Here is an 18,481-nt window from a genome sequence, read left to right as displayed (position 1 = left end):
GGCAATGCTGGGGGCACATTTGGGGCGGGGCACGATCGGGAGAAGCGCTCAAAGATGGTTGCGTCCGTGCCTTTACCGGTGACCAGAACGGGCTGAGGGCGATCGCTGGTCAGCAGATCAAGGAAGGCAAACCGACCGGCCGCCGCGCTGAAGGGTTCCATGCCCGATCGCTGGAACCGCTCGGCCAGCATGTCGGTGGCTCCCATGCCGCGCGATCGCCACAGACCCCACTGAATCGCCCCAGCGCGTCCGGGCCAATGGCGATTGCGGTAAGCACAAAAGGCTTCCAGCAGTCGATTCGCCACCACGTAGTTCGCCTGTCCAGGGTTGCCGGCCGCCACGGTGATTGAGGAAAATCCCAACCAAAAGGCCACGGGTTGATCCTGCAACCGTTGTTCCAAACGCAAGGCCCCGAGAAATTTTGGGGCAATCAGCCGATCGAGGGAGGCGAGGGTTTGGGCATGGAACAGCCGATCGTCTAACTGCCCGGCCGTATGAATCACGCCGTGAATGGTGCGGTGGGTGGTTTTCAGAATCCCTGTGAGGCGATCGAGGTCGGCTTCTTGGCAAAGGTCTGCTTGTAGATAATCCGCCGTGGATCCCAAGGATTCCAGCAGGGCGATCAGTTGGTCGGTTTGGGCCCGGCGGGGCGATCGACCCACCAACAGAAAATGAACGGCCGTTTGCAGCGCGATCGCCTCGGCCACTTCTGCGGCCAAGGCCCCGCTCCCACCCGTGATTAAAATGCAAGATCCCGGTTCCAGGACGGAAACCGGCAAGGGAGGCGCAGATCCGGGGGCCACTTCCCGCAACTCGGCCCCATAGCGATCGCCCCCACGATAGGCCACGCGATCGTGCTCCCAAGGGGTTGCCGCTTCCGCCGCGATCGTGGCGCTGGCTTCTCCAACGGTTAGTCCCAACTCCAAGTCCAGGGATTTCAGGCGAATTTGGGGCAACTCCAAGGCCACCGTGCGCCCCAGGGCATCAATCCCCGCCGTGGCAAACCCCAAAACCCGATCGCTCGGGGTCACGGCTTGGGCATCAAAGGTCACGGCCAAAAGCTGGAGCGGATCGGCGGGGCGCACTTTCGCCCACTGTTGCAGGAACAGAAAACAACCGCGCACGCCCTGGTTCAAATCGGCCTCGGCTTGGGTGACCCAATCCCGATCGCCCTGGGGCCCATGACCTGACCCCGCTGCCGGGGGAACCGTGACCCAATAGACCAGGGCTGGGGAAAGGGGCGAGTCGATCGCGTCGGCCCCTGCGATCGCCCGGAATTGCTCGGGAGCCAACAGATGCGTCAGGCCCTGGCGCACTTGGTCTGGGTCAGTCCAATCCCACTGGCAAACCTGATCGCCCAAAACCTCAAAGGTTGAACCGGCTAGGCACAACTGAGCCTCAATCCCCTGCGATCGCAGCCGCTGGCGCAAGGCCAAACCCCAAGCAGCCCCCTGGGCAAAAATGATCGTCGGCGCGGCGGTGGCCTGAGTTGGGGATGCAGTGGCGGTGGGCAAAACAGTCCAGTCGGTTTCAAAGTAAGACACCTCCGGCGCAAGCAAGGGAGCCGCCGCTAGGGTTAACTCCCGAATCACGGCCAGGGGGCGGCCATCCGTCCCGATCGCGATCGCTGAAAACTGGCTTTCGGTAGCCTGGACTCGGCATTGTTGGCGCTCGAACCGGACGGTGACCCAGGATGAAGGCTCGCCAACCGCCGGATCGTCGGATCGATCGGGCGATGCTGTGGGGGCAATTGCGGCAGCGGATGACGATTCCCACTGGGCTTGCAACTGGGATCCCCACCAACAGCCCGCCACTTGCCCCGGCACAACGAAATCTCCAAAATCTCGAGCATCGCCGCTCCGTTCCGCAGACCATTGCCGGTGTAAATACACGGCCGCTTGCAAAATCCCATCCAAAAAGGCGGTGCGATTGGGGGCTTGCAATTGGAAGAGGGCTGCTTCGTCGGTGATTTGGGCCTGATGGATCACCTGCAAGGCCCTGCCGTACTGATAGCCGCGCGATCGCAAGGCGGCATAAATGGCCGTTCCCGGAATCTCGCCCACCCGATCATGGCCTACCGGGCGAGCATCGGGCGATCGCCCGGCCACTGGATCGAGGGGCGGCCCTGAGGATGACTCCGCAAAGGTGGCACTCAAAATCAGTCGATCGCGCTGCCAAACCTGAACCCGATTTGGCAACTCCACCTGGGCCCCCAGGGTCACGGCCTCCGCATCCCCCACCCCCAAGGCCACGGCCTGGTGCAAGGTAATCTCTGTCAGCAATCCGGGCGATCGACCCAGCGATCGGGTCACCGCATCCCAGGCCAAGCCAATGAAGCTGGCGGCGGGCACAATCCAGCGCCCATTTAAAAAGTGCGATCGGAGCACCAAATCGGTTTCGGGAAACACCTGCTCCCAGCGCTCCGACGATGCCCCGGAGGAGGGCAGCACCTCCCGGGCCGCCGGGGCAGCGGGCAACGGAGCCAGCCGATCGCCCTCGGATGCCTTGGGAAAGAGCCAATACAACTGGCGATCAAAGGGATAGCGTGGCAAGGACAATTTGGGATAGGTGGCCGGGAAATGGGCTGACCAATCCACCGGACTGCCCGCCAGCCAGGCCGCCAAGGCCGATTGCACCGAATTTCCCACATCCTCAGAAGTCAGCACCTCAGGCAGTTCGGCCAGCGAACGCGGGCGATCGGGCAGCAATCCCGACAGCAGAACCGGCCAATCCATGCCCGGATCCAGCACGCCCATGGTGAAGGCCCGCACCAGTTCCGCCAAGGCCGCCGAACCCGTGGGATAGCGATCGGTCAAGTCCCACTTTTGGCACAAGCGAGCCAGGCTGCTGCGAATGGCCACAAACATCAAAATTCGATGCTCTGGGCGAGGTGCGTTCGATCGCAATGGGGACTGCAATGGGGCTTGCAACACTGAATCAAGATCACTGCCCACCTGCTCCAACGGTTGCCGCCAGGTTTCCACAAAGCGCGTAAAGGTCATTTGCCGTCGCCACAGGGTGCGAGCCACCTGCAAAACCGATTCCCAATCTGCCTCCGGCAACGCCACCGATGCCCAAAGGGTCTTGAGCGCTTCGGCATCCTGCACTAGCCTGCCCAAGGTCGATCGCGCCTCCGAAGGCGTTTCCACCGTTGCCGCCACGGGCTGAGACGGCAGCTCAAATTGCGCCAACGCCCGCTGCACATCGGCCCAACTGCTGGCCAAACAACCAAATCGCCAAGGAAAGCTTTCGCGCCCCAGGGCCAGGTTCGCCGCGATCGTCCCCAAGTCGGCTGCGGCCACCCGTTGCGCCCCTTCCTGGCCCCACTGGGCAACCAAGGCGGCCAAGCTACGTGCTGATTTGGCAGACAACAAGAAGGGAATCACGGCAGTTACCCGATCGCCCGTCTCCGAGGCCCCTTGACCCGCGATCACGTTCCCTGTCGCCAACGCCAACGGCGATCCGGCTTCCGCAGCCACAGCGGGCGACCGGGGCGGCTCTTCCAACACCAAATGAGCATTGCTGCCCCCAAAGCCAAAGGAACTCACCCCCGCTCGCAACGGCAAATCCGCCGCCGCCGGTTTCCAGGAACCAAGGGCCACCGCTGGCACAAAGGGAGAAGTGGTGAAGTCAATGAGCGGGTTGGGAGTCGTTAAGTTCAAGCTGGCGGGAATCTGACGATGCTGCAACATCATCAAGACTTTGATCACCCCAGCAATTCCCGCCGCCGCTTCCAAGTGGCCGATGTTGGTTTTCACGGAACCCACCTGGCAATAGCCGATCGCCTGGGCCGTGGTGCGGAAAGCCTGGGAAAGGGCCTCCATCTCGATCGGGTCGCCCAGAGAAGTCCCCGTGCCATGGGCCTCCACATAGGTCACCGTGGCCGGATCCACTTGGGCATCGGCGTAGGCCGCCTTCAACAGTTGGGCCTGTCGTCCCACGTTGGGGGCTGTGATGGACTCGCCCACCGCCGAATGGTTCACCGCACTGCCCCGAATCACCCCAAAAATTCGTCGATTCTGGGCGATCGCCCGTTCCAGGGGCTGAAGCAACAGCACCCCACAGCCCTCGCCGGGCACATAGCCATCGGCCTGAGCATCAAACGTGCGGCATTGACCCGTTGGACTCAGCATCCTTGCTCGGGAAAATGACAGATGCTTCCAAGGGCGATGGTTGAGGGTCACGCCACCCGCAAAAGCTAATTCACACTCGCCCGATAGCAACGCCTGTCGAGCCAAATGGATGGCCACCAAAGACGAAGAGCAGGCCGTATCCAGGGTCAAGCTCGGGCCGCTGAGACCCAACACATGGGACAACCGATTCGACAGAATGCAACTGTAGCTGCCTAACCCCGAAAATCCATCAATTTCCACCTGGGGATCCGTCGTGACTTGCCAATAGTCCATGGTCATTGCGCCCAAGTAGACCCCTGTTGGCTGCTGACGGAGCGAAGCTAGGGACAGGCCGGCTTCTTCCACGCAATGCCAAGCCACTTCCAATAGCAACCGCTGCTGAGGATCCATGTACTTGGCTTCTCGGGGAGAAATGGCAAAAAATCCCGCATCAAACGATCGCCAATCCTTTAGGAAACCGCCCCATTTATTCCCCGTTTGTTCGCGGTAGGCTTGGTGATCCCAGCGATCGGGAGGAATTTCCCCGATCGCGTTCACACCCGCCGCCAAATTATCCCAAAATTCATCAATATCCGCCGCCCCAGGAAAGCGACCAGCCAAACCAATTACAGCGATATCTTGAGTCATAGTGGGGTATCTCAAACCGGCTTTAATTTTTCGTGGGGCAGTCATTACTGAGGCGATGGAAGCGACTAGAGCGATTAGGATGAGGCTTTCAACTCATCCCGCCAAGTCGAACGAGTCAACCATTGGATGGAGAGCATTTTGGCTAAACCATGATTTTTGAAAAGGATCAAAGTTGATTTCCGTTTGTCGCGGGAAGACCACTGAAAGCACGGTTTGATCGGCAATCCAAAGACGCGCTTGATATTGAGAAAAATGCCGAAAACTGGCTCGATAGTGATTTGGAAAAATGCATTGCAAATCCGCGATCGACAACAGCTCCATCGGCACAGTCATGCCGCAACGTAACACTTTCGATAGGGCTTCTTTTAATGTCCAAAGAGCCAATAGCCGCTGAGGGTATTGGGAATATTGAGAATATTGAGAATAGTAATCAAAGGTTCTATCACACCAGCTTTTTTCGGAATCTGGAACCGCATCAATCAAGGTTTGATAAAGCGTGGGATTAAAGGTTTCCACATCAATACCCACGGGGTAGCCCGCCTCAAAAGCAACCGCCACTGCCTGACCCGAATCATGGGCGATGCTCACCTCAAATGGCTCCTGCCCTCCATACCGCACCACTGGTTGCCCAAAGCTGCCCGGTTCAATGGAGATCGATCGATAGTCACAATCGCCAATTAACTGAACCAAAGCCCCTTTGGCCGCCATTCGCCCCATCAAGTACGACATCCGCCGCCTCAAAACGGGCAACTTTTCAAAATAGTCCAACTCCGCAGGTGAGAGCAGTTGCGATCGATAGGGTGCAACGTCAACGTAGTTGGCAATGTTCACACATTCAAATCGGCAAGTAATCGATCGCATGGTGCCAGCCCCTGTTTTAATTTGGCTTTGATTTGGCTTTAATCTGGCTTTGATTCAGCATTTTGCTTATTCAGAATTTTCATTAAAATATTGCGATGATCTAATCCAATTTTTAGGTTCCATTTGTTCATTAACTTGACCTAAAACTAGAAACCTAATTTAGTAATTCAGCGTAGGAGCTTAACTTAAACAATCAATTTGAGAATTTCACTGAACCACTGAATCAAAGAGCTGAATTGGATGTTGAATTTAGAATTCTGAATTTCAGCAACTACTTAAAACCCAATTAAGCGATTACTCTGAACGCCATTTTTTTGCTAGATTCACGGCTCGCTCCAGCGATTGCACATTCTGTCCAAAACGATCCATCACTGCCATACCTTTTGATGAGGAAGATGCATCCAAAATTACCCGCACAAATCCAGACAAAGTGCCATTTGATCCCACATCTAGATAGAGATTGGTTCCCATTGATTCCAAGCCTCGCAACGCCTTTTCAAAGTTAATGGGATTGCGAAATGCTTCCCAGAAAGTACGCACCGCCTGAGTTGGTTGCTGGTCATCGGCGCGATCGCCACACCCATAACGCCAAAAACGACCGGTTTGGAACTGAGGTAGGCGATCGAACTCTCGATCAATAATCTCTTGGGCTGAATCAATCCAAGGGGAATGAAACGCTTGGATCACCGGTAAACGCTGAAACAACACCGATTGACTCTGTAAGATTTGCTCTAGCCGATCGAGACTGCTCGATCGGCCACTGACCACAAAACTTTGGCTGCAATTAATACTGGCCAAAGCAGTGTCTTGAAACCAATTAGGATGTTGATGCCAGAGGTTTAAGCCATCCAAAATGGCTAGCATTCCCCCAACCGGTGTGTAGGATTCAAAGGCGAAGGATGCGCGAATTAAAGCAACCAGCAGTTGAAAGCGATCCACCACACCGCTGTAGGCCGCCGCTGTCAACTCTCCGAGGCTATATCCCAAAACCAAGTCAGGAATAATACCCATCGACTCGATCGTGGCCGCCACCGCATAGTTAAACGTAAATAACAGCGGATTACTGTATCGCGTATACAAAAGTAGTTTTGAATTTTCTGCCAGTGCCGCTTGCGAGTCAGCAAACAGCTCAGTGGCCAAATGAATACCTAAAAGCGGCAACGCCACCTCAGAAAATTCATTCATGCAGTTCCGAAAAACAGGATGACAGCGATATAGCTCCTGCCCCATTTCCATATACTGCGATCCTTGACCAGGAAACATGAAGACAACTTTCGCAGCCATGGCTTCAACTCCTAGTCTTCAACTGAGCTTGCAACTTGCGCTTTCAAATTTCTCTTAAACTTTTTCGGGAACCAAATTTGGAGAGATTTGATACAGCAGTCGGGTTAGCGTGTTGCCCACTCCCAATTCTTGAAACGTGCATTTTCCCCGATCGCACAAATGGGCGATCGTTTCTGTCCAGCGCACCGGACTCGCGATTTGCTGCGTTAAATTCTCAACCACATTCTCCAGCGTATAAGGCTGCGCTGAAGTGTTAGCAATCACTGAAAATCGCGGAGCACGAAAATTCATTGTCCGAATAAATTCCCCAAACTCTCGCGCTGCTTCTTGCATGTAACGCGAGTGAAACGCCCCGCTAACATTCAACACCACATATCTCGTGTCTGGAATTTCCTCAAACACAGCCGCCAAATCATCAATATCACGCTTGGGCCCTGAAATGACCACTTGCCGAGGCGAATTATAGTTTGCAATATCAACCGTATCAAATGCAAAATCATCTAAGATTTTGCGAATTTTTTCCACATTGCTACCAATCACTGCCGCCATTCCACCACCCTGCTGACGGCCCATCAATTGCCCTCGGTATCGAATTAAATTTAGCCCCGTTTCAAAATCAAACACTCCCGCCGCAAACAACGCATTATATTCGCCCAAAGAGTGCCCGCAAGCCGCATTAGGCCAAAAACCACCCGAATCAATATGGGACTGCCAAGCCAAGGCATTCACAACAAATAAAGCAATTTGAGTGAATTCTGTCCGGCTCAAATCACCATTGGGATCATGCAAACACAGCTCTTTTACAGAAAAGCCAAGAATATTATCTGCTTGCTGCAAAAGCTGCGGGTAATGAGGAAATAGTTCACTCCCCATTCCGCAAAATTGGGATCCTTGACCCGGAAAGAGAACAACATTTAAATTCATCATGCCGCTCCTTCAGTGTGCCAATCAGGGCGTTTAGGTAACATGGAGGAAGTTCAACGAAGCCAACTAGACAGCGCAAACTTCAAAGCGAATTTCAAAGCAAGCTCGTAGTCATCAGCTTCGAGAAACAGGTCTTTAACAACAGGGCCCTAAGATTGAGAATTAAAGAATCTGGCAGTTTTTGTCTTGTCCAATCCATAGAATTGAGACCCAGGCCAAGCATCAACAGCACTGATTCTTCAAGCCAAGTTTTTAGAATCGGAGGTTGTAATCAGGCAGTGCAGCTTGCAAATTCCTCAACCATCAGATCAAAGATTTTGCCCATATCGCCACGGCTAATTGAAGACTCGCAGAAGCCCACACCAAGCGTGACGGTGTTCCTAAAGGTAGAAGCCGTCATCATAAAAGCTGGGGCATAGGCAACGGGGCCCAAACCGTAGGAATAAACCACTTGATGTCCTGGGATGGGGATGTCAGTGTTGCCAACATCCGAAAATAGGGGTGTGCCAATTCCTGATTCAGCAGCTTGGTCAAAAGCTTGGTTCAGTAGCCAGTCTACCCAGGCAAAAGGAATGAGAAAAAGAATTTCCATGGCGATTGCTGGCAAAACGCCAGGCATGGCTCTTTTTTGGCTGATTAAGTCAGATTTTATGAAAGACAAGGTGTCTGCAAAGGAGTCTGCTTGGTTGACATGAATGTTAGAAATCAATGGAACCGCGAGATTACAAATTTTAGGCATATCTCCATGCCGGAGATAATGGCGAAGATCGAGGGTGTTGATAATCGGAAGTGATGCATCGGGCCCTGCATTCGTGAACCGACGCAGAGCACGCGCAAACCCTGTCAACATCACTTGATTTAGGGTTGCTCCACGATCTTTCGCATACTGAATTAGATTCTCAATCTGCCCCCGATCCAATTTGTAGGTTATGTATATTTGATTTTCATGGGTGCAATTGCTAAATGGCACTTTTAATTGACCTGGCTTCAAGAAGTTCTTCTTGCCCTTTTTCAGCAATTGCCATCTCTTTTTGGCAGGAACCTTGTCAAGAACTTGCCATCCATCACGCCGAACGGTTACAGAACTCGGGGTATGTTCCTGACCGTTTTGCAGCACCCCATAGGTTTCAGCAAGGGACTGAAGCAAACACCGCAGTCCACTGCCATCAGAAACAACGTGGGACATCTTGAGGCAAAACGTATCTTGAAGTGTGTTTTCGCCTTGGTGCCGGAAAATTCTCAGTTGCACCAAGCTATCGGTTGTTGGATCGATCGATCGAGATCTAAACTCTTCAACAGCCTGTTGCACATCGACGACTTCAAGCAGCTTGAATCGGTCTTTATGTTTTTCTTCAGATCGCAGCCAGTAGGGCGATACACTGTTGTTCACCCACTGGCATTGCAGGATCACCTCTGAATCTAAAACCAAATCGAAGCTCTTGAAAAATAGATCTTCATTCAGGCAACTATCTAGCGTAAAAACGCATTGAACAACGCCATTACAGGTTGCGAGGCTAATGTATTGGATTTTGTCTTGGGCCGAGGCAGGAAATTCTGAAGATGAAAACATAGCTTTATCCTTACTTTGTCCTTCGCCGCTTCAAGAGTCAATCACAGCTATTGCTAGCTTTAGGAATTTTTTGAATTGACTAATCAACAATTTTGTCAACAATCTTTTTTTGACAAACTTCGACAAATTTTTGACAAAAATACTCTTAGTTCCTGAGCTAGGTTTTCAATCAAAACCTCTCAGGAAAATTTTTCAAAAAGATTCTCTCTTAAGACAAAAGGCCGAAGTAGTTTGGCGTGATGTCTAAGTTTTTTGTCGATTTGAGTTTTCTACAGGTTGAAGTTATGGTCAAACAAGGATGCCAAACAAGCCAGCACCCTTGCTTAATCCAACCCCGAAGATCGCTGTTTAAGTAAGTGCATCTCCGCCTTTCACAAGGGCAAGTGAGATATTCTTAGCCAGGTCTTTGAGCCACTTCTCCCCTGATTGCTCATTGAGAGTCTTGAATTCACTGGCAGCCTGGATTTGCGAATCGACAATCTTTTCCAAAATTCCCTTGGCAGAAACTGGAGCAGCCTCGATCGCGCCTGGTTGAGCAGCAGGGTCAACAACCTTCTTCTTGTAAATCACAACCGGCATGGCTTCACCAATTGAGTTAGCCTCAAATGTGATGATTCGCTTGATTTCTGATCCAACCTGGATAGGGGTTCGCATGGCTTTTGGTATTCCTCAAAATCAAACTCAATCCTCATTCAGATTAATGTATTCTCTTATTAAATGTCAAGTCAAATTGAAGCATTAAATGATTTTCTAAAAATCTTTTAAAAGGTCATTTTTTGAAAAATCAAAGACCAAATTTAGCCATCAAAAGATTGCCTTTTCAAGGCAGGAATTATTTGGACAATGACTTTAAATAGAGTTATTTTTCTCGAAAATAACTGATTAATGAATAAATTGAAGTAATTAGAAGATAGTGATATCGAGAAAACCATAGCGAAGAAATTGGTCTGCAATTATCAGTTGGTTTAGCCCAACTGAATTATTTTCTACTAGTTAATTGAGCTTATTGCTTCAGTCTATCTCTGATTAACGAAAAGCAGAAATTAAGGCGAGGTTAAAAACTGATTCAAGTGTATTAACGCTGCCACATTGTGAATGAGGTCGCGATATTGATCCCAAGGTCTAGTGGAAAATTGCTCTTTTCCAATCTGAATTAGACCACTCCCTCCTGTTTGAGCGTAGGGTTCAATGTGTCCGATTCCTAAGGGATAAACGGAGTGGCTAGGCCTTTCTAGCTCCTGCCAATGCTCGTCATCCCGTAGAGGTATTTTGGGACAAAAGGGCAGGTAATTCCAAACTTCACGGGAGCAGTCATTTCTTTTTCGCAAGCCAGAGAAGAGCTAAACCAATTAAAAAAAGGTTCAGCATAGAGCGCTCTTGTTAGCACTGATTATGCTTATCCGCGTTGGGAATGGATGTGTAAATTAGTCAACACCATGCCATGGCCAACTCAGAGAGGGAAATGACGTTGCTCCCATGAATTCATGATTCGCTTAGGCAGCAGCAATCGTTGCCAATTCGTCCTTGAGTTTAAAGAACTCCGCCGTGGCCTCATAACCACTCTTCACCAGCCGCAGCTTGTCCTCGTGGCTCATGTTGAAATCAGTGGGCGAGAGCTTCAAGGTGTCAATGCTGATCGTCCGTGCCTTGTTGCGGGCGCTGATCCGAATGGAGGACGTAGCCTCAAATAGGCTTTCGAAATACTCCTTCAGGTCAAAGCCTTTCTCTAGACCAGAGGGGCTGAAGCCGGTTCTTAAGCTCACTCCCAAGGTTTCTTCGTTGTAGCCCTCTTCGCTGGTGAAGGGCGCATAATCAAAAGTCCACAGGGGATAGGGCAAGATCAAGCCACCATCAACATAGTAGTGATTGTCGGGAATGCCGCCGGGGAATCGCCAAGCTTGGAAGAAGAAGGGAATGGACATGGAAGCGCGCACTGCACCTGCAATTGGCGTGTCAGGAGTCGCACGGTAGGAGAACTCCCGCAATCCTCGAGCGGTCAAATCTGTGCCGAAGACATAAAGATCTGCAAATCCAGCATCTACGAGATCTTCAAAGGTGGCCTTCTTCGTTAGTTTGCGCGCAATGATGTCTTGAATCCACTGATAGAAAACATCCCCGGCATAATAACCATAATTCTGGACGAGGTTAATCGGGCTGGTGGGATCGGTGAACTCCCCCATGTTCAGGTTCATCATGATGTCTTCGATCTCTGCTGCTGAAAACCTCAGGGCAATTAAGGTTCCCATGATGGCTCCCGCAGAAGACCCAGCAACGCGCTCAAATTTGGAGAGGAGGCCGCGCTCGTTCAGGGATTGCACAACCCCTACGTAGGCAGTTCCTAACACGCCTCCTGCTTGCAGTGCCAGGTTTTTGTAGTTACCGCTGCTCATGAATCAAACTCCTTGTAGGTAAAACTCGTGACTGGAATGGGTTGACCTGTGAAACTCGTTCCGAAAAGCTCTGAGGCGAGGCAATGAGCGGCATAGAAACGTAGACTCAGGGCGCTTGAACGGTTCAGCCCTTTGCTTAAACCACTAGCCTTGGCGCTCAGGGATGCTACAGAGCAAATGGCAGCAAGCTCTTAGATTCAGGAGTGCGCCGAACAATGACAAAAACGGGGGTTGTTGCTTGGGTGATTTGCCCCTGTTCCCGCATAGCAAAAAGGGTTTGGGTGACTCCGTCGTAAATCGCGCCATCTCCCCTGGTCAATAACTCTTCGAAGCAACGATCGGGGGTTGCTTCATCGGATTCCAGTTCAACAATGATGGGGAAGGAACCAGGGCTGGGGATGGTCTCGCTGGCGGCAGCGGCTTCGGCGGCAGCGGCTTCGGCTTCCTGAACTTCAGCGGGCAGCGGGATGTTGGGGAGAATTTCTGGGAGTTCCAGTGCAGCGCTCTTCCAAATAGGGGAGCCTTGCAAGGTTCCATGGTTGGCAGCGGTGCTCTTGTCGTTGATGACATCTCCGCTGCCTTCGTTCAAAGGCCAATAGCCCAACAAATTCTCTTCGGATCCGAGCAGTCGATAGGACTTGTAGGCTTGAATTTGCTCTTGAGTGCGTGCAGTGCCCCAGAACCGAACTTCGGTCAAATCGCCTTGGAAATATTCGCCATGGCCCTCTGCTTTGCGGCCAATTTCGAGGGGGCCTTGGCTGATGGAGGCGGGGGTGTCGCCCAGGATGGTTTGAACTAGCTCTCCATCGAGGTAGAAAAACACATCGTTGTCAGCATTGAAGACGATGGCAACGTGATACCAAGATCCCGCTTCGATCGAAACAGAGGCTGCATAGTCAACAATCCAATATTCCGTAAAAAGTAGCGCTTCGTTGATGAGGCCAAAGCCAAAGCCTGGAAATTTAGAAAATAAGCGTAGATAGCCACCAATTTGCGCAACGTTCACCCAAGCTTCGAAGGTGAAATTATTAGCAGGGGAGAGGGACTCTTGATGGGGAATTCGGATGTAATTCGACTGACCATCAAAATGAAGTACTGAAGTCATGGTGATTAGAACCTTGGATGATTGGTGTCATTTCCAAACCAAACTATTGAATAAAAACAGACATGTTTATTAATACTGGAGTATTTAACACTGAAGTATCTAATACTGAAGTATCAACATTCGTCTGAATTTAATTCACAAAACAACCATCTCTCGCAAATTCTAGAATATTTCTTGATAACCGAACAGGCATATTCGGCTTTCTTAACATTCTACATGAACCCAATTAACCTCCAGAAAAAATGTCATCAAAGCTAGAGAATTTTGAGTAAGTAGATCCAGATAATTAGGATCCCAGCCCAAACTTCAATAGCAAGATTGGGAACACTTTTAGCCCAAGCTGAGTATTGATTCGGTGGTAACCAGCTCACGGCTGTTTCGAGGTGTTGATGCAGAAAAATCCAAGCCAGAACGATGATCCCAAGCCAGAGTAATTTCCTGGCTTTGTCAGCGAGCTTTGACGAGGTTTTTTGCTCAGCGACTATCCTTTTGCGAACTGCCTTGCCACGAAGCTCGATCGTTGTCAGATCGGAAAATTCGGCAACTTTCTCCGTGAGTTGCATCACAATTTCCGTGATGCCCAGTTGCTTAAGCTGAAGCTGACTGCGCTTAACGGCCCCTCGAAAATATCCACCAACGAGACTCATATAATCTGCGTTGGGAACTAGGTAATTCAAGGATGCATCCATCAATCCCCAGGTGCGGAAGACTCGCAGCAGTTGCCAACTGGAGGAAACGCGGTTCCTGCGCATGACCGACCCAATTTGAACCCCGATCGAGCTGATCGACTTCTCATGGTATGAGAGGCTGCGGATGTTCATTTTGGCATCCCACTGGCGATAGCACTGGATCAGTTGCGCTTTGACGTTTTCAATGTCTCCTGTGGGCAGGGAATCGCACAACATCAAACTGTAATCCAGTGCTCGATCGTAGTCCCGTTCTCCGAGAGCCTGCATACTGCGTCGGTAGTAGCGCAGGAAGTGGGAATCGAGACTGCCGATCGCCCCCAAATCAATGAGGCAAATGTGGCTATCTCGCAACAGCATGACGTTGCCAGGATGCAAGTCCCCATGGAACAAGTTATCTTCCAGCATTTGACGGAAGAAACTTTCAAAGAGGCGCTTTCCCACCAACTTCGGGTCAATATTATTGAGTCGAAGAATCTTTTCCAGATATTCGGGATCAGTACTGGCGGCACGGATATAATCTGACATCAAGATGCCGGGAATATATTCCATGGTCAGGACTTTCTTGGTGCTGTAATCACCAATCACAGCGGGAACATAGATGTTGTGTTCCCTGAGCGTCACCGTCATCCGTTCCAGGTTGGATGCTTCGTAGCGATAATCAATTTCCTCCTGAATCATTTGATCAAGCTCTAGGCTGATGTTGTCCCAATCCACATAGCTCTGTAGCTTCAGCTTCTTGATCAGGGAGAGCAAGAAGCGGATGAGTTGTAGATCTTGACCAAACTTTTCTTCGACATCCGGGCGCTGAACCTTAACAGCAACCACACCAGGAAAGGATGGGATTCGGGCCCTGTGGACTTGCGAGATTGACGCAGCCGCAAAGGGTCGCTCTTCAAACTCAATGAAGATCCTTTCCAGAGGGAGGCCTAATTCCTCTTGGATAATTTGCCGAACATAGTCCAGGGAAAACCCATAGGATCGATCCTGAAGCTTGGAGAGTTCTTGGCAAATTTCGGCGGGGAAGAGATCCAAGCGAAGCGACAGGAGCTGACCCACCTTAATCAGCAATCCCCCCAGCTTTTCGATGGAGAACCGAATATCGCGAGCCAGCTCTGTTTTGAGGTTGGCTGCACCCATCGCATTCTTGAGGGAGTACTTGAGGGTCAGCCGAGAAACCTCGTACAGCACCAAAACGATTCGGTTCTTCAGGAAGCTTAAGTTGTTGACCGGGAGCAGCCTTTGCTCTGGCGGCAATTCCAGTGGGATCGGGATCAGATCGGGCTGAATCATTAAATTTGCGCTGATGCTTACACGGGACGATCGGACACTTGCGAAATCTGTCCCCAAAACTTCAGCTTAAGCTTCAGCTCAGCAGCCTTTGGGGATGATTGCACATCAGTTCTTCACTAGTCGTCGGAGGATGCAACAACAACAAATACGGGGATGACGCTTTCGGGCAAAATTCCTTGGGCTTTCAGTTGCTCTAGGGCAACGGATACGTTGTCACAAATGAGACCTTTGCCGGAGTTCACCAATTCTTCGATGTCAGAGTTTGCCTGTGGCTCCATTTCAATAACAATCGGAAATTTCGAGGACTTTGTGCTATTTCCCATGACTGTCACTGTTTACGTTGCTAACGGTCGGCGACGCTCTGTATTTGCACGCCTGCACTCCCCAGGTAGTGTACTCCAATTTTTTTGGAAAAGTCACCGTGAATTATTTTTTTACAAGTTTTTGAAATTCTTTAATTTTATCTTAAACCGTATTCAAATATACAATTTTTCAGTCTTTGCACCTTTGATCGATCTTGGCGTTTGATGAATGTTTTTATACTTGAAAAATCTCGATTTTGCTGCCTTTAGGTATCGTTAAGCACATAAAAACAGCATGAATGCAAAGCGATCAAATATTTCAGCAACCTATGATCGTCGCAAGCTTTCCTGATTAGTTTCATTAAACCTAAGAGACAGCCAACCGCAGTCGATCGATTGGAACAAGACTTTCCAGACGAAGGTTACAGAATAGGCTTCAGAATTGAGGAGTAGACGAAAATGCAAAGATTATCTTTCGGCTGATTTTCGCTCTCTAATGAACGCGAAAGATGGGCGTTTTCTGAATCGATTGGTGGCATGGTGACAGATCACAGGCGATCGGGGGGTGACGAAGCGGAGGCGAAGAGCGGCGGAGAGTAAGCCAGGTATGAATCGGCGGGTTAAAACTCCGATTTTGGGGAGTACGGGTTTCTACTGATGCGAAAGGATTTGAAGGAGGTGGAGGCGATCAAAAAGGTGAGGTGGCGAATCTGACGACAGACTCACCACCTCACGGGATTGGAAAGTTTGGAATAGGGCTGAAACGAGTGCTGTGCGGTGCTGTGCGGTGCTGTGCTCAACGCCTTACGGCATCAGAGGTTTGATCACACACCACCAGCCTAAACACCGTTTGCACCAACCAGTTCGAGTGCTCAACGCCTTACGGCATCAGAGGTTTGATCACAGTTGCTTGGTCTCGTCACGGGAGACGGCATACAGGTGCTCAACGCCTTACGGCATCAGAGGTTTGATCACCCGCTCGCGCCGGTCGGCAAGTATAGCCCGTCCGCTCTGCTACCGGGCTTTTGCCTCTCTTGGGGCGCTCGCTTCGCGAACTTGGAAGGGGAGATCGGAGAGAAGCGAGAGGGGCAGGGTGCTCCGGCTCCGTTCCGCTGTCAACCTTTTCTTTTGTAGCTCGTTCGTGCTACAATAACGGCTAGAGTTCAGTTGCCGCCTGTGTTTCAGCCGTTGCCCGCTCCCGTCGTTTCTGCTTTGGCCGCCGCCCCTGCGGTGGGTTTTTCGGGTTCCCGCTCGGTCGTTTCGCCGTGGGTTGCCCCCGCCCTCGCCGCCGTGCCCTGGTCTGTTCCGGTGTTTGTCGGTTGTGCTGGCGGCGTGGATGCTGCCGTGCGGTCGGCCCGCGCGTGCCGGGTGTTTTGGGCGCGGCTGTTCGGTTGTGGCCGTGGCTCGTTTGCTGCCCGGTCGGTTGCGTTTGTGCGGGCTTTGGCTGGTTCTGGGGGGTTGCTGCTTTCGTTCCCGTCTGGCCCGTGCCCCGCTGCTGTGGTTCCCTCGCCCCGGTCGTCGGTCTGTTTCTGTGGCGCGGGTTCCGGCTCCTGGGCTTCCCTGGCTTTTGCCGTGGGTTCTGGGGTTCCGGTTTTGGTGGCGTTGCCGCCCGGTGTGGCCGCCCCGTCGTGGTTGGCTCCCTTGTGCCCTGGCTGGTGGGTTGCCGCGCCCGCGCCCGCCGTCCAGTTGGCTTTGCTGTAGCGGGTTTGGGCGGCTTGCGCCGCCCGCGCGGCTACGCCGCGCCAGCGCGAGCGGGCTACGCCCGCCGCGCAACAACAAACTGAACTTTTAAACCGTCTTTTTGGGCGGTTTTTTTGTTAGGAAATCTCGACTATTTTCTATTACTAAATTGAAATATTTGCTTGTTGCTATAGCTTGCTATTGCTATAATGATTGCAGTTCCAAAGGAGCTTATACACATGAGTTCAGTTCTGTTTAGTGGATTGATTGAGGAACAGATCGCACCAATCACCAGCGCGATCGCAGAAAAGGAAGGAATCACGGAAGCGCAAGCAATCGTGGCAATTCAAAAGGCTTTTGAGCGGCTGATTGAATCAGCAACCGAATCGCCCGAGGATTTTTATGGGCTGATTGCTAACAGCTACACAGCTCGTAAAGCCTTTAACCGCGCTGTTTCCTAGCCTGCAATTGGGGGCTTAGTCCCCCAGCTTATACACTTTCAACTGAGAATCACCATGCAAGAATTGTTCACCAGCTTAAATTCTACCGCCAGCTTGATCACTTCTCTCAAGTTGGAAATCAGCGAAAATCGCTCGCAGATTGTGACAGTTTCGGACACGCTGAACGAAATTGAGGCGGCGATTGATTTGGAGATTTCCGCCGATTCTGCTTTGAAGAATGAGCAACAGCGGAAGGCTAAAAAGTCAGAATTGTTGCTGGCTCATCAAGGTTTTCAGCAAGCCAAATCGATCAAGCGCGACCTGATTTCCAACGTGGAAAAGTTGGAAGCTAACTTGAGTTTGCAGCGCCGTCACTGGACTAGCACCAAGTTGCAGATCGAATGGTTGATCAGCGATCGCCGCGCCGAGGCGAACGAGAGCCAAGCCGTAACCCTGGCATTGCGGTAGGGGTGGCCAACATGGATCCGACAGAACAGGAACCCGAGTTGCTGCGATCGCCCGAAATCTTTGTGGGCTTGGAATTGCTAGAGCTAACGGAAGACTGGGAAACCCTCGAATTAGAGCTTGAAGAGTTGCCCCAGGCTGAATCCGAGTAAACCTATCAGGCCGGCCAAGCCGGCCTCAAAAAAATGGCTGACATCACCCGCGCAGAATACGCCCAGCACTTTGGTGAAGGCGCGAACGACTTCGACAGCTCCAAAGAGGAGGGGAAGGTGAGTTGGGATCGATCGGGCGAAGGTCTCGAAACCGGCGAGCGTTGGCGGCAGGCCTACGTTGCGGGCTGGGAAGCACGGCGGGCAGAGTACCGCGCTCACGGCGGCCAAAACCCCAACGCGCTTGAGTTCGACCCCGAACCCGGCGAAGAAGACGAATTCTAAAAACTGAGAATCGGGCCGGGCAACCGGCCCACACCCCAACACCATGCAGGCAATAACCCAAGGAACGATTAAGCACCCAGCAGGGCAACGATTCCCAAGTCGATATGGCGGCGAGCGGGTCAATATGGTTGTGGAAATGCCCGACGGCTCCGAAGAACGCATTTATGGATCGCCGGAGGAGCTGGACGGGTACAACCGGGGAGACGCGATCGCCCTCATCCGAAATAAGAAGGGCGAGTGGAAGCCAGTAGCGATCGAGTCCGGCCCAAAGTTGCCCAAGTTACCAG

At 51.7% G+C, this 18,481-nt stretch carries 16 protein-coding genes and 1 CRISPR repeat array; of the genes, 6 read left to right on the top strand and 10 right to left on the bottom strand.

Features of this window, described 5'->3' with window-relative positions; all coding sequences use genetic code 11:
• The 10 genes from AMR42_RS04295 to AMR42_RS20215 form a co-directional block, all read right to left on the bottom strand.
• The coding region (locus AMR42_RS04295; RefSeq protein ID WP_158234349.1) for a type I polyketide synthase at positions 1–4,760 on the bottom strand (4,760 nt) is incomplete at its 3' end.
• A 93-nt stretch (positions 4,761–4,853) separates the two neighbouring features.
• Positions 4,854–5,621 (bottom strand): 4'-phosphopantetheinyl transferase superfamily protein, encoded by a 768-nt coding sequence (locus AMR42_RS04290; protein ID WP_099532237.1) that lies wholly within the window; start codon positions 5,619–5,621, stop codon positions 4,854–4,856.
• 294 nt (positions 5,622–5,915) lie between these two features.
• Positions 5,916–6,905, bottom strand: a complete 990-nt coding sequence (locus AMR42_RS04285; RefSeq protein WP_099532236.1) for an acyltransferase domain-containing protein — start codon at positions 6,903–6,905, stop codon at positions 5,916–5,918.
• A gap of 54 nt (positions 6,906–6,959) precedes the next feature.
• On the bottom strand, positions 6,960–7,829 hold the full coding sequence (fabD, locus tag AMR42_RS04280; RefSeq protein WP_158234348.1) for an ACP S-malonyltransferase: 870 nt from the start codon (positions 7,827–7,829) through the stop codon (positions 6,960–6,962).
• Positions 7,830–8,100: 271 nt separating this feature from the next.
• A complete protein-coding gene (locus AMR42_RS04275; protein ID WP_099532234.1) occupies positions 8,101–9,399 on the bottom strand; it encodes a condensation domain-containing protein in 1,299 nt (432 codons plus the stop codon).
• A gap of 348 nt (positions 9,400–9,747) precedes the next feature.
• Positions 9,748–10,053 (bottom strand): hypothetical protein, encoded by a 306-nt coding sequence (locus tag AMR42_RS04270; RefSeq protein ID WP_099532233.1) that lies wholly within the window; start codon positions 10,051–10,053, stop codon positions 9,748–9,750.
• A gap of 839 nt (positions 10,054–10,892) precedes the next feature.
• Positions 10,893–11,789 (bottom strand): patatin-like phospholipase family protein, encoded by an 897-nt coding sequence (locus AMR42_RS04265; protein ID WP_099532232.1) that lies wholly within the window; start codon positions 11,787–11,789, stop codon positions 10,893–10,895.
• Positions 11,790–11,955: 166 nt separating this feature from the next.
• Positions 11,956–12,894, bottom strand: a complete 939-nt coding sequence (locus tag AMR42_RS04260) for a LamG domain-containing protein (RefSeq protein WP_099532231.1) — start codon at positions 12,892–12,894, stop codon at positions 11,956–11,958.
• Positions 12,895–13,148: 254 nt separating this feature from the next.
• A complete protein-coding gene (locus AMR42_RS04255) occupies positions 13,149–14,873 on the bottom strand; it encodes an AarF/ABC1/UbiB kinase family protein (protein WP_099532230.1) in 1,725 nt (574 codons plus the stop codon).
• A 116-nt stretch (positions 14,874–14,989) separates the two neighbouring features.
• Positions 14,990–15,196, bottom strand: coding sequence for a hypothetical protein (locus tag AMR42_RS20215; RefSeq protein WP_099532229.1), 207 nt, complete (start codon positions 15,194–15,196; stop codon positions 14,990–14,992).
• Positions 15,197–15,967: 771 nt separating this feature from the next.
• A CRISPR array of direct repeats spans positions 15,968–16,150; the repeat unit is 36 nt; unit sequence GTGCTCAACGCCTTACGGCATCAGAGGTTTGATCAC.
• Positions 16,151–16,351: 201 nt separating this feature from the next.
• Here AMR42_RS20215 and AMR42_RS04245 point away from each other — a divergent pair.
• The 6 genes from AMR42_RS04245 to AMR42_RS19740 all read left to right on the top strand — a co-directional run.
• Complete coding sequence (locus AMR42_RS04245) at positions 16,352–16,876, top strand: hypothetical protein (RefSeq protein WP_143472926.1); 525 nt, start codon at positions 16,352–16,354, stop codon at positions 16,874–16,876.
• A 218-nt stretch (positions 16,877–17,094) separates the two neighbouring features.
• Positions 17,095–17,316: a hypothetical protein gene (locus tag AMR42_RS04240; RefSeq protein WP_099532227.1), complete on the top strand. Its 222-nt coding sequence runs from the start codon at positions 17,095–17,097 to the stop codon at positions 17,314–17,316.
• Between the two features lie 54 nt (positions 17,317–17,370).
• The gene (locus AMR42_RS04235; RefSeq protein WP_099532226.1) at positions 17,371–17,763 is read left to right on the top strand and encodes a hypothetical protein; all 393 of its coding nucleotides are present in this window, start codon (positions 17,371–17,373) and stop codon (positions 17,761–17,763) included.
• An 11-nt stretch (positions 17,764–17,774) separates the two neighbouring features.
• The gene (locus tag AMR42_RS20210) at positions 17,775–17,912 is read left to right on the top strand and encodes a hypothetical protein (protein WP_158234346.1); all 138 of its coding nucleotides are present in this window, start codon (positions 17,775–17,777) and stop codon (positions 17,910–17,912) included.
• 33 nt (positions 17,913–17,945) lie between these two features.
• On the top strand, positions 17,946–18,194 hold the full coding sequence (locus AMR42_RS04230) for a hypothetical protein (protein ID WP_099532225.1): 249 nt from the start codon (positions 17,946–17,948) through the stop codon (positions 18,192–18,194).
• 43 nt (positions 18,195–18,237) lie between these two features.
• Positions 18,238–18,481, top strand: a 244-nt coding sequence (locus tag AMR42_RS19740) for a hypothetical protein (protein ID WP_143472925.1), incomplete at its 3' end; no start/stop codon positions are given.

The sequence above is a fragment of the Limnothrix sp. PR1529 genome (assembly GCF_002742025.1).
Taxonomy (GTDB): domain Bacteria; phylum Cyanobacteriota; class Cyanobacteriia; order CACIAM-69d; family CACIAM-69d; genus CACIAM-69d.
The sequence above is the reverse complement of the archived record's forward strand: the minus strand, read 5'-3'. Positions and strand labels throughout refer to the sequence as shown.

Bases quoted from the DNA above. Each gene is read 5' to 3' on its own strand.
- AMR42_RS04275 (WP_099532234.1), bottom strand. From the start codon at position 9,399: ATGTTTTCATCTTCAGAATTTCCTGCCTCGGCCCAAGACAAAATCCAA.
- AMR42_RS04235 (WP_099532226.1), top strand. From the start codon at position 17,371: ATGCAAGAATTGTTCACCAGCTTAAATTCTACCGCCAGCTTGATCACT.
- fabD (WP_158234348.1), bottom strand. From the start codon at position 7,829: ATGAATTTAAATGTTGTTCTCTTTCCGGGTCAAGGATCCCAATTTTGC.
- AMR42_RS20215 (WP_099532229.1), bottom strand. From the start codon at position 15,196: ATGGGAAATAGCACAAAGTCCTCGAAATTTCCGATTGTTATTGAAATG.
- AMR42_RS04285 (WP_099532236.1), bottom strand. From the start codon at position 6,905: ATGGCTGCGAAAGTTGTCTTCATGTTTCCTGGTCAAGGATCGCAGTAT.
- AMR42_RS04255 (WP_099532230.1), bottom strand. From the start codon at position 14,873: ATGATTCAGCCCGATCTGATCCCGATCCCACTGGAATTGCCGCCAGAG.
- AMR42_RS04230 (WP_099532225.1), top strand. From the start codon at position 17,946: ATGGCTGACATCACCCGCGCAGAATACGCCCAGCACTTTGGTGAAGGC.
- AMR42_RS04260 (WP_099532231.1), bottom strand. From the start codon at position 12,894: ATGACTTCAGTACTTCATTTTGATGGTCAGTCGAATTACATCCGAATT.
- AMR42_RS20210 (WP_158234346.1), top strand. From the start codon at position 17,775: ATGGATCCGACAGAACAGGAACCCGAGTTGCTGCGATCGCCCGAAATC.
- AMR42_RS04270 (WP_099532233.1), bottom strand. From the start codon at position 10,053: ATGCGAACCCCTATCCAGGTTGGATCAGAAATCAAGCGAATCATCACA.
- AMR42_RS04290 (WP_099532237.1), bottom strand. From the start codon at position 5,621: ATGCGATCGATTACTTGCCGATTTGAATGTGTGAACATTGCCAACTAC.
- AMR42_RS04240 (WP_099532227.1), top strand. From the start codon at position 17,095: ATGAGTTCAGTTCTGTTTAGTGGATTGATTGAGGAACAGATCGCACCA.
- AMR42_RS04265 (WP_099532232.1), bottom strand. From the start codon at position 11,789: ATGAGCAGCGGTAACTACAAAAACCTGGCACTGCAAGCAGGAGGCGTG.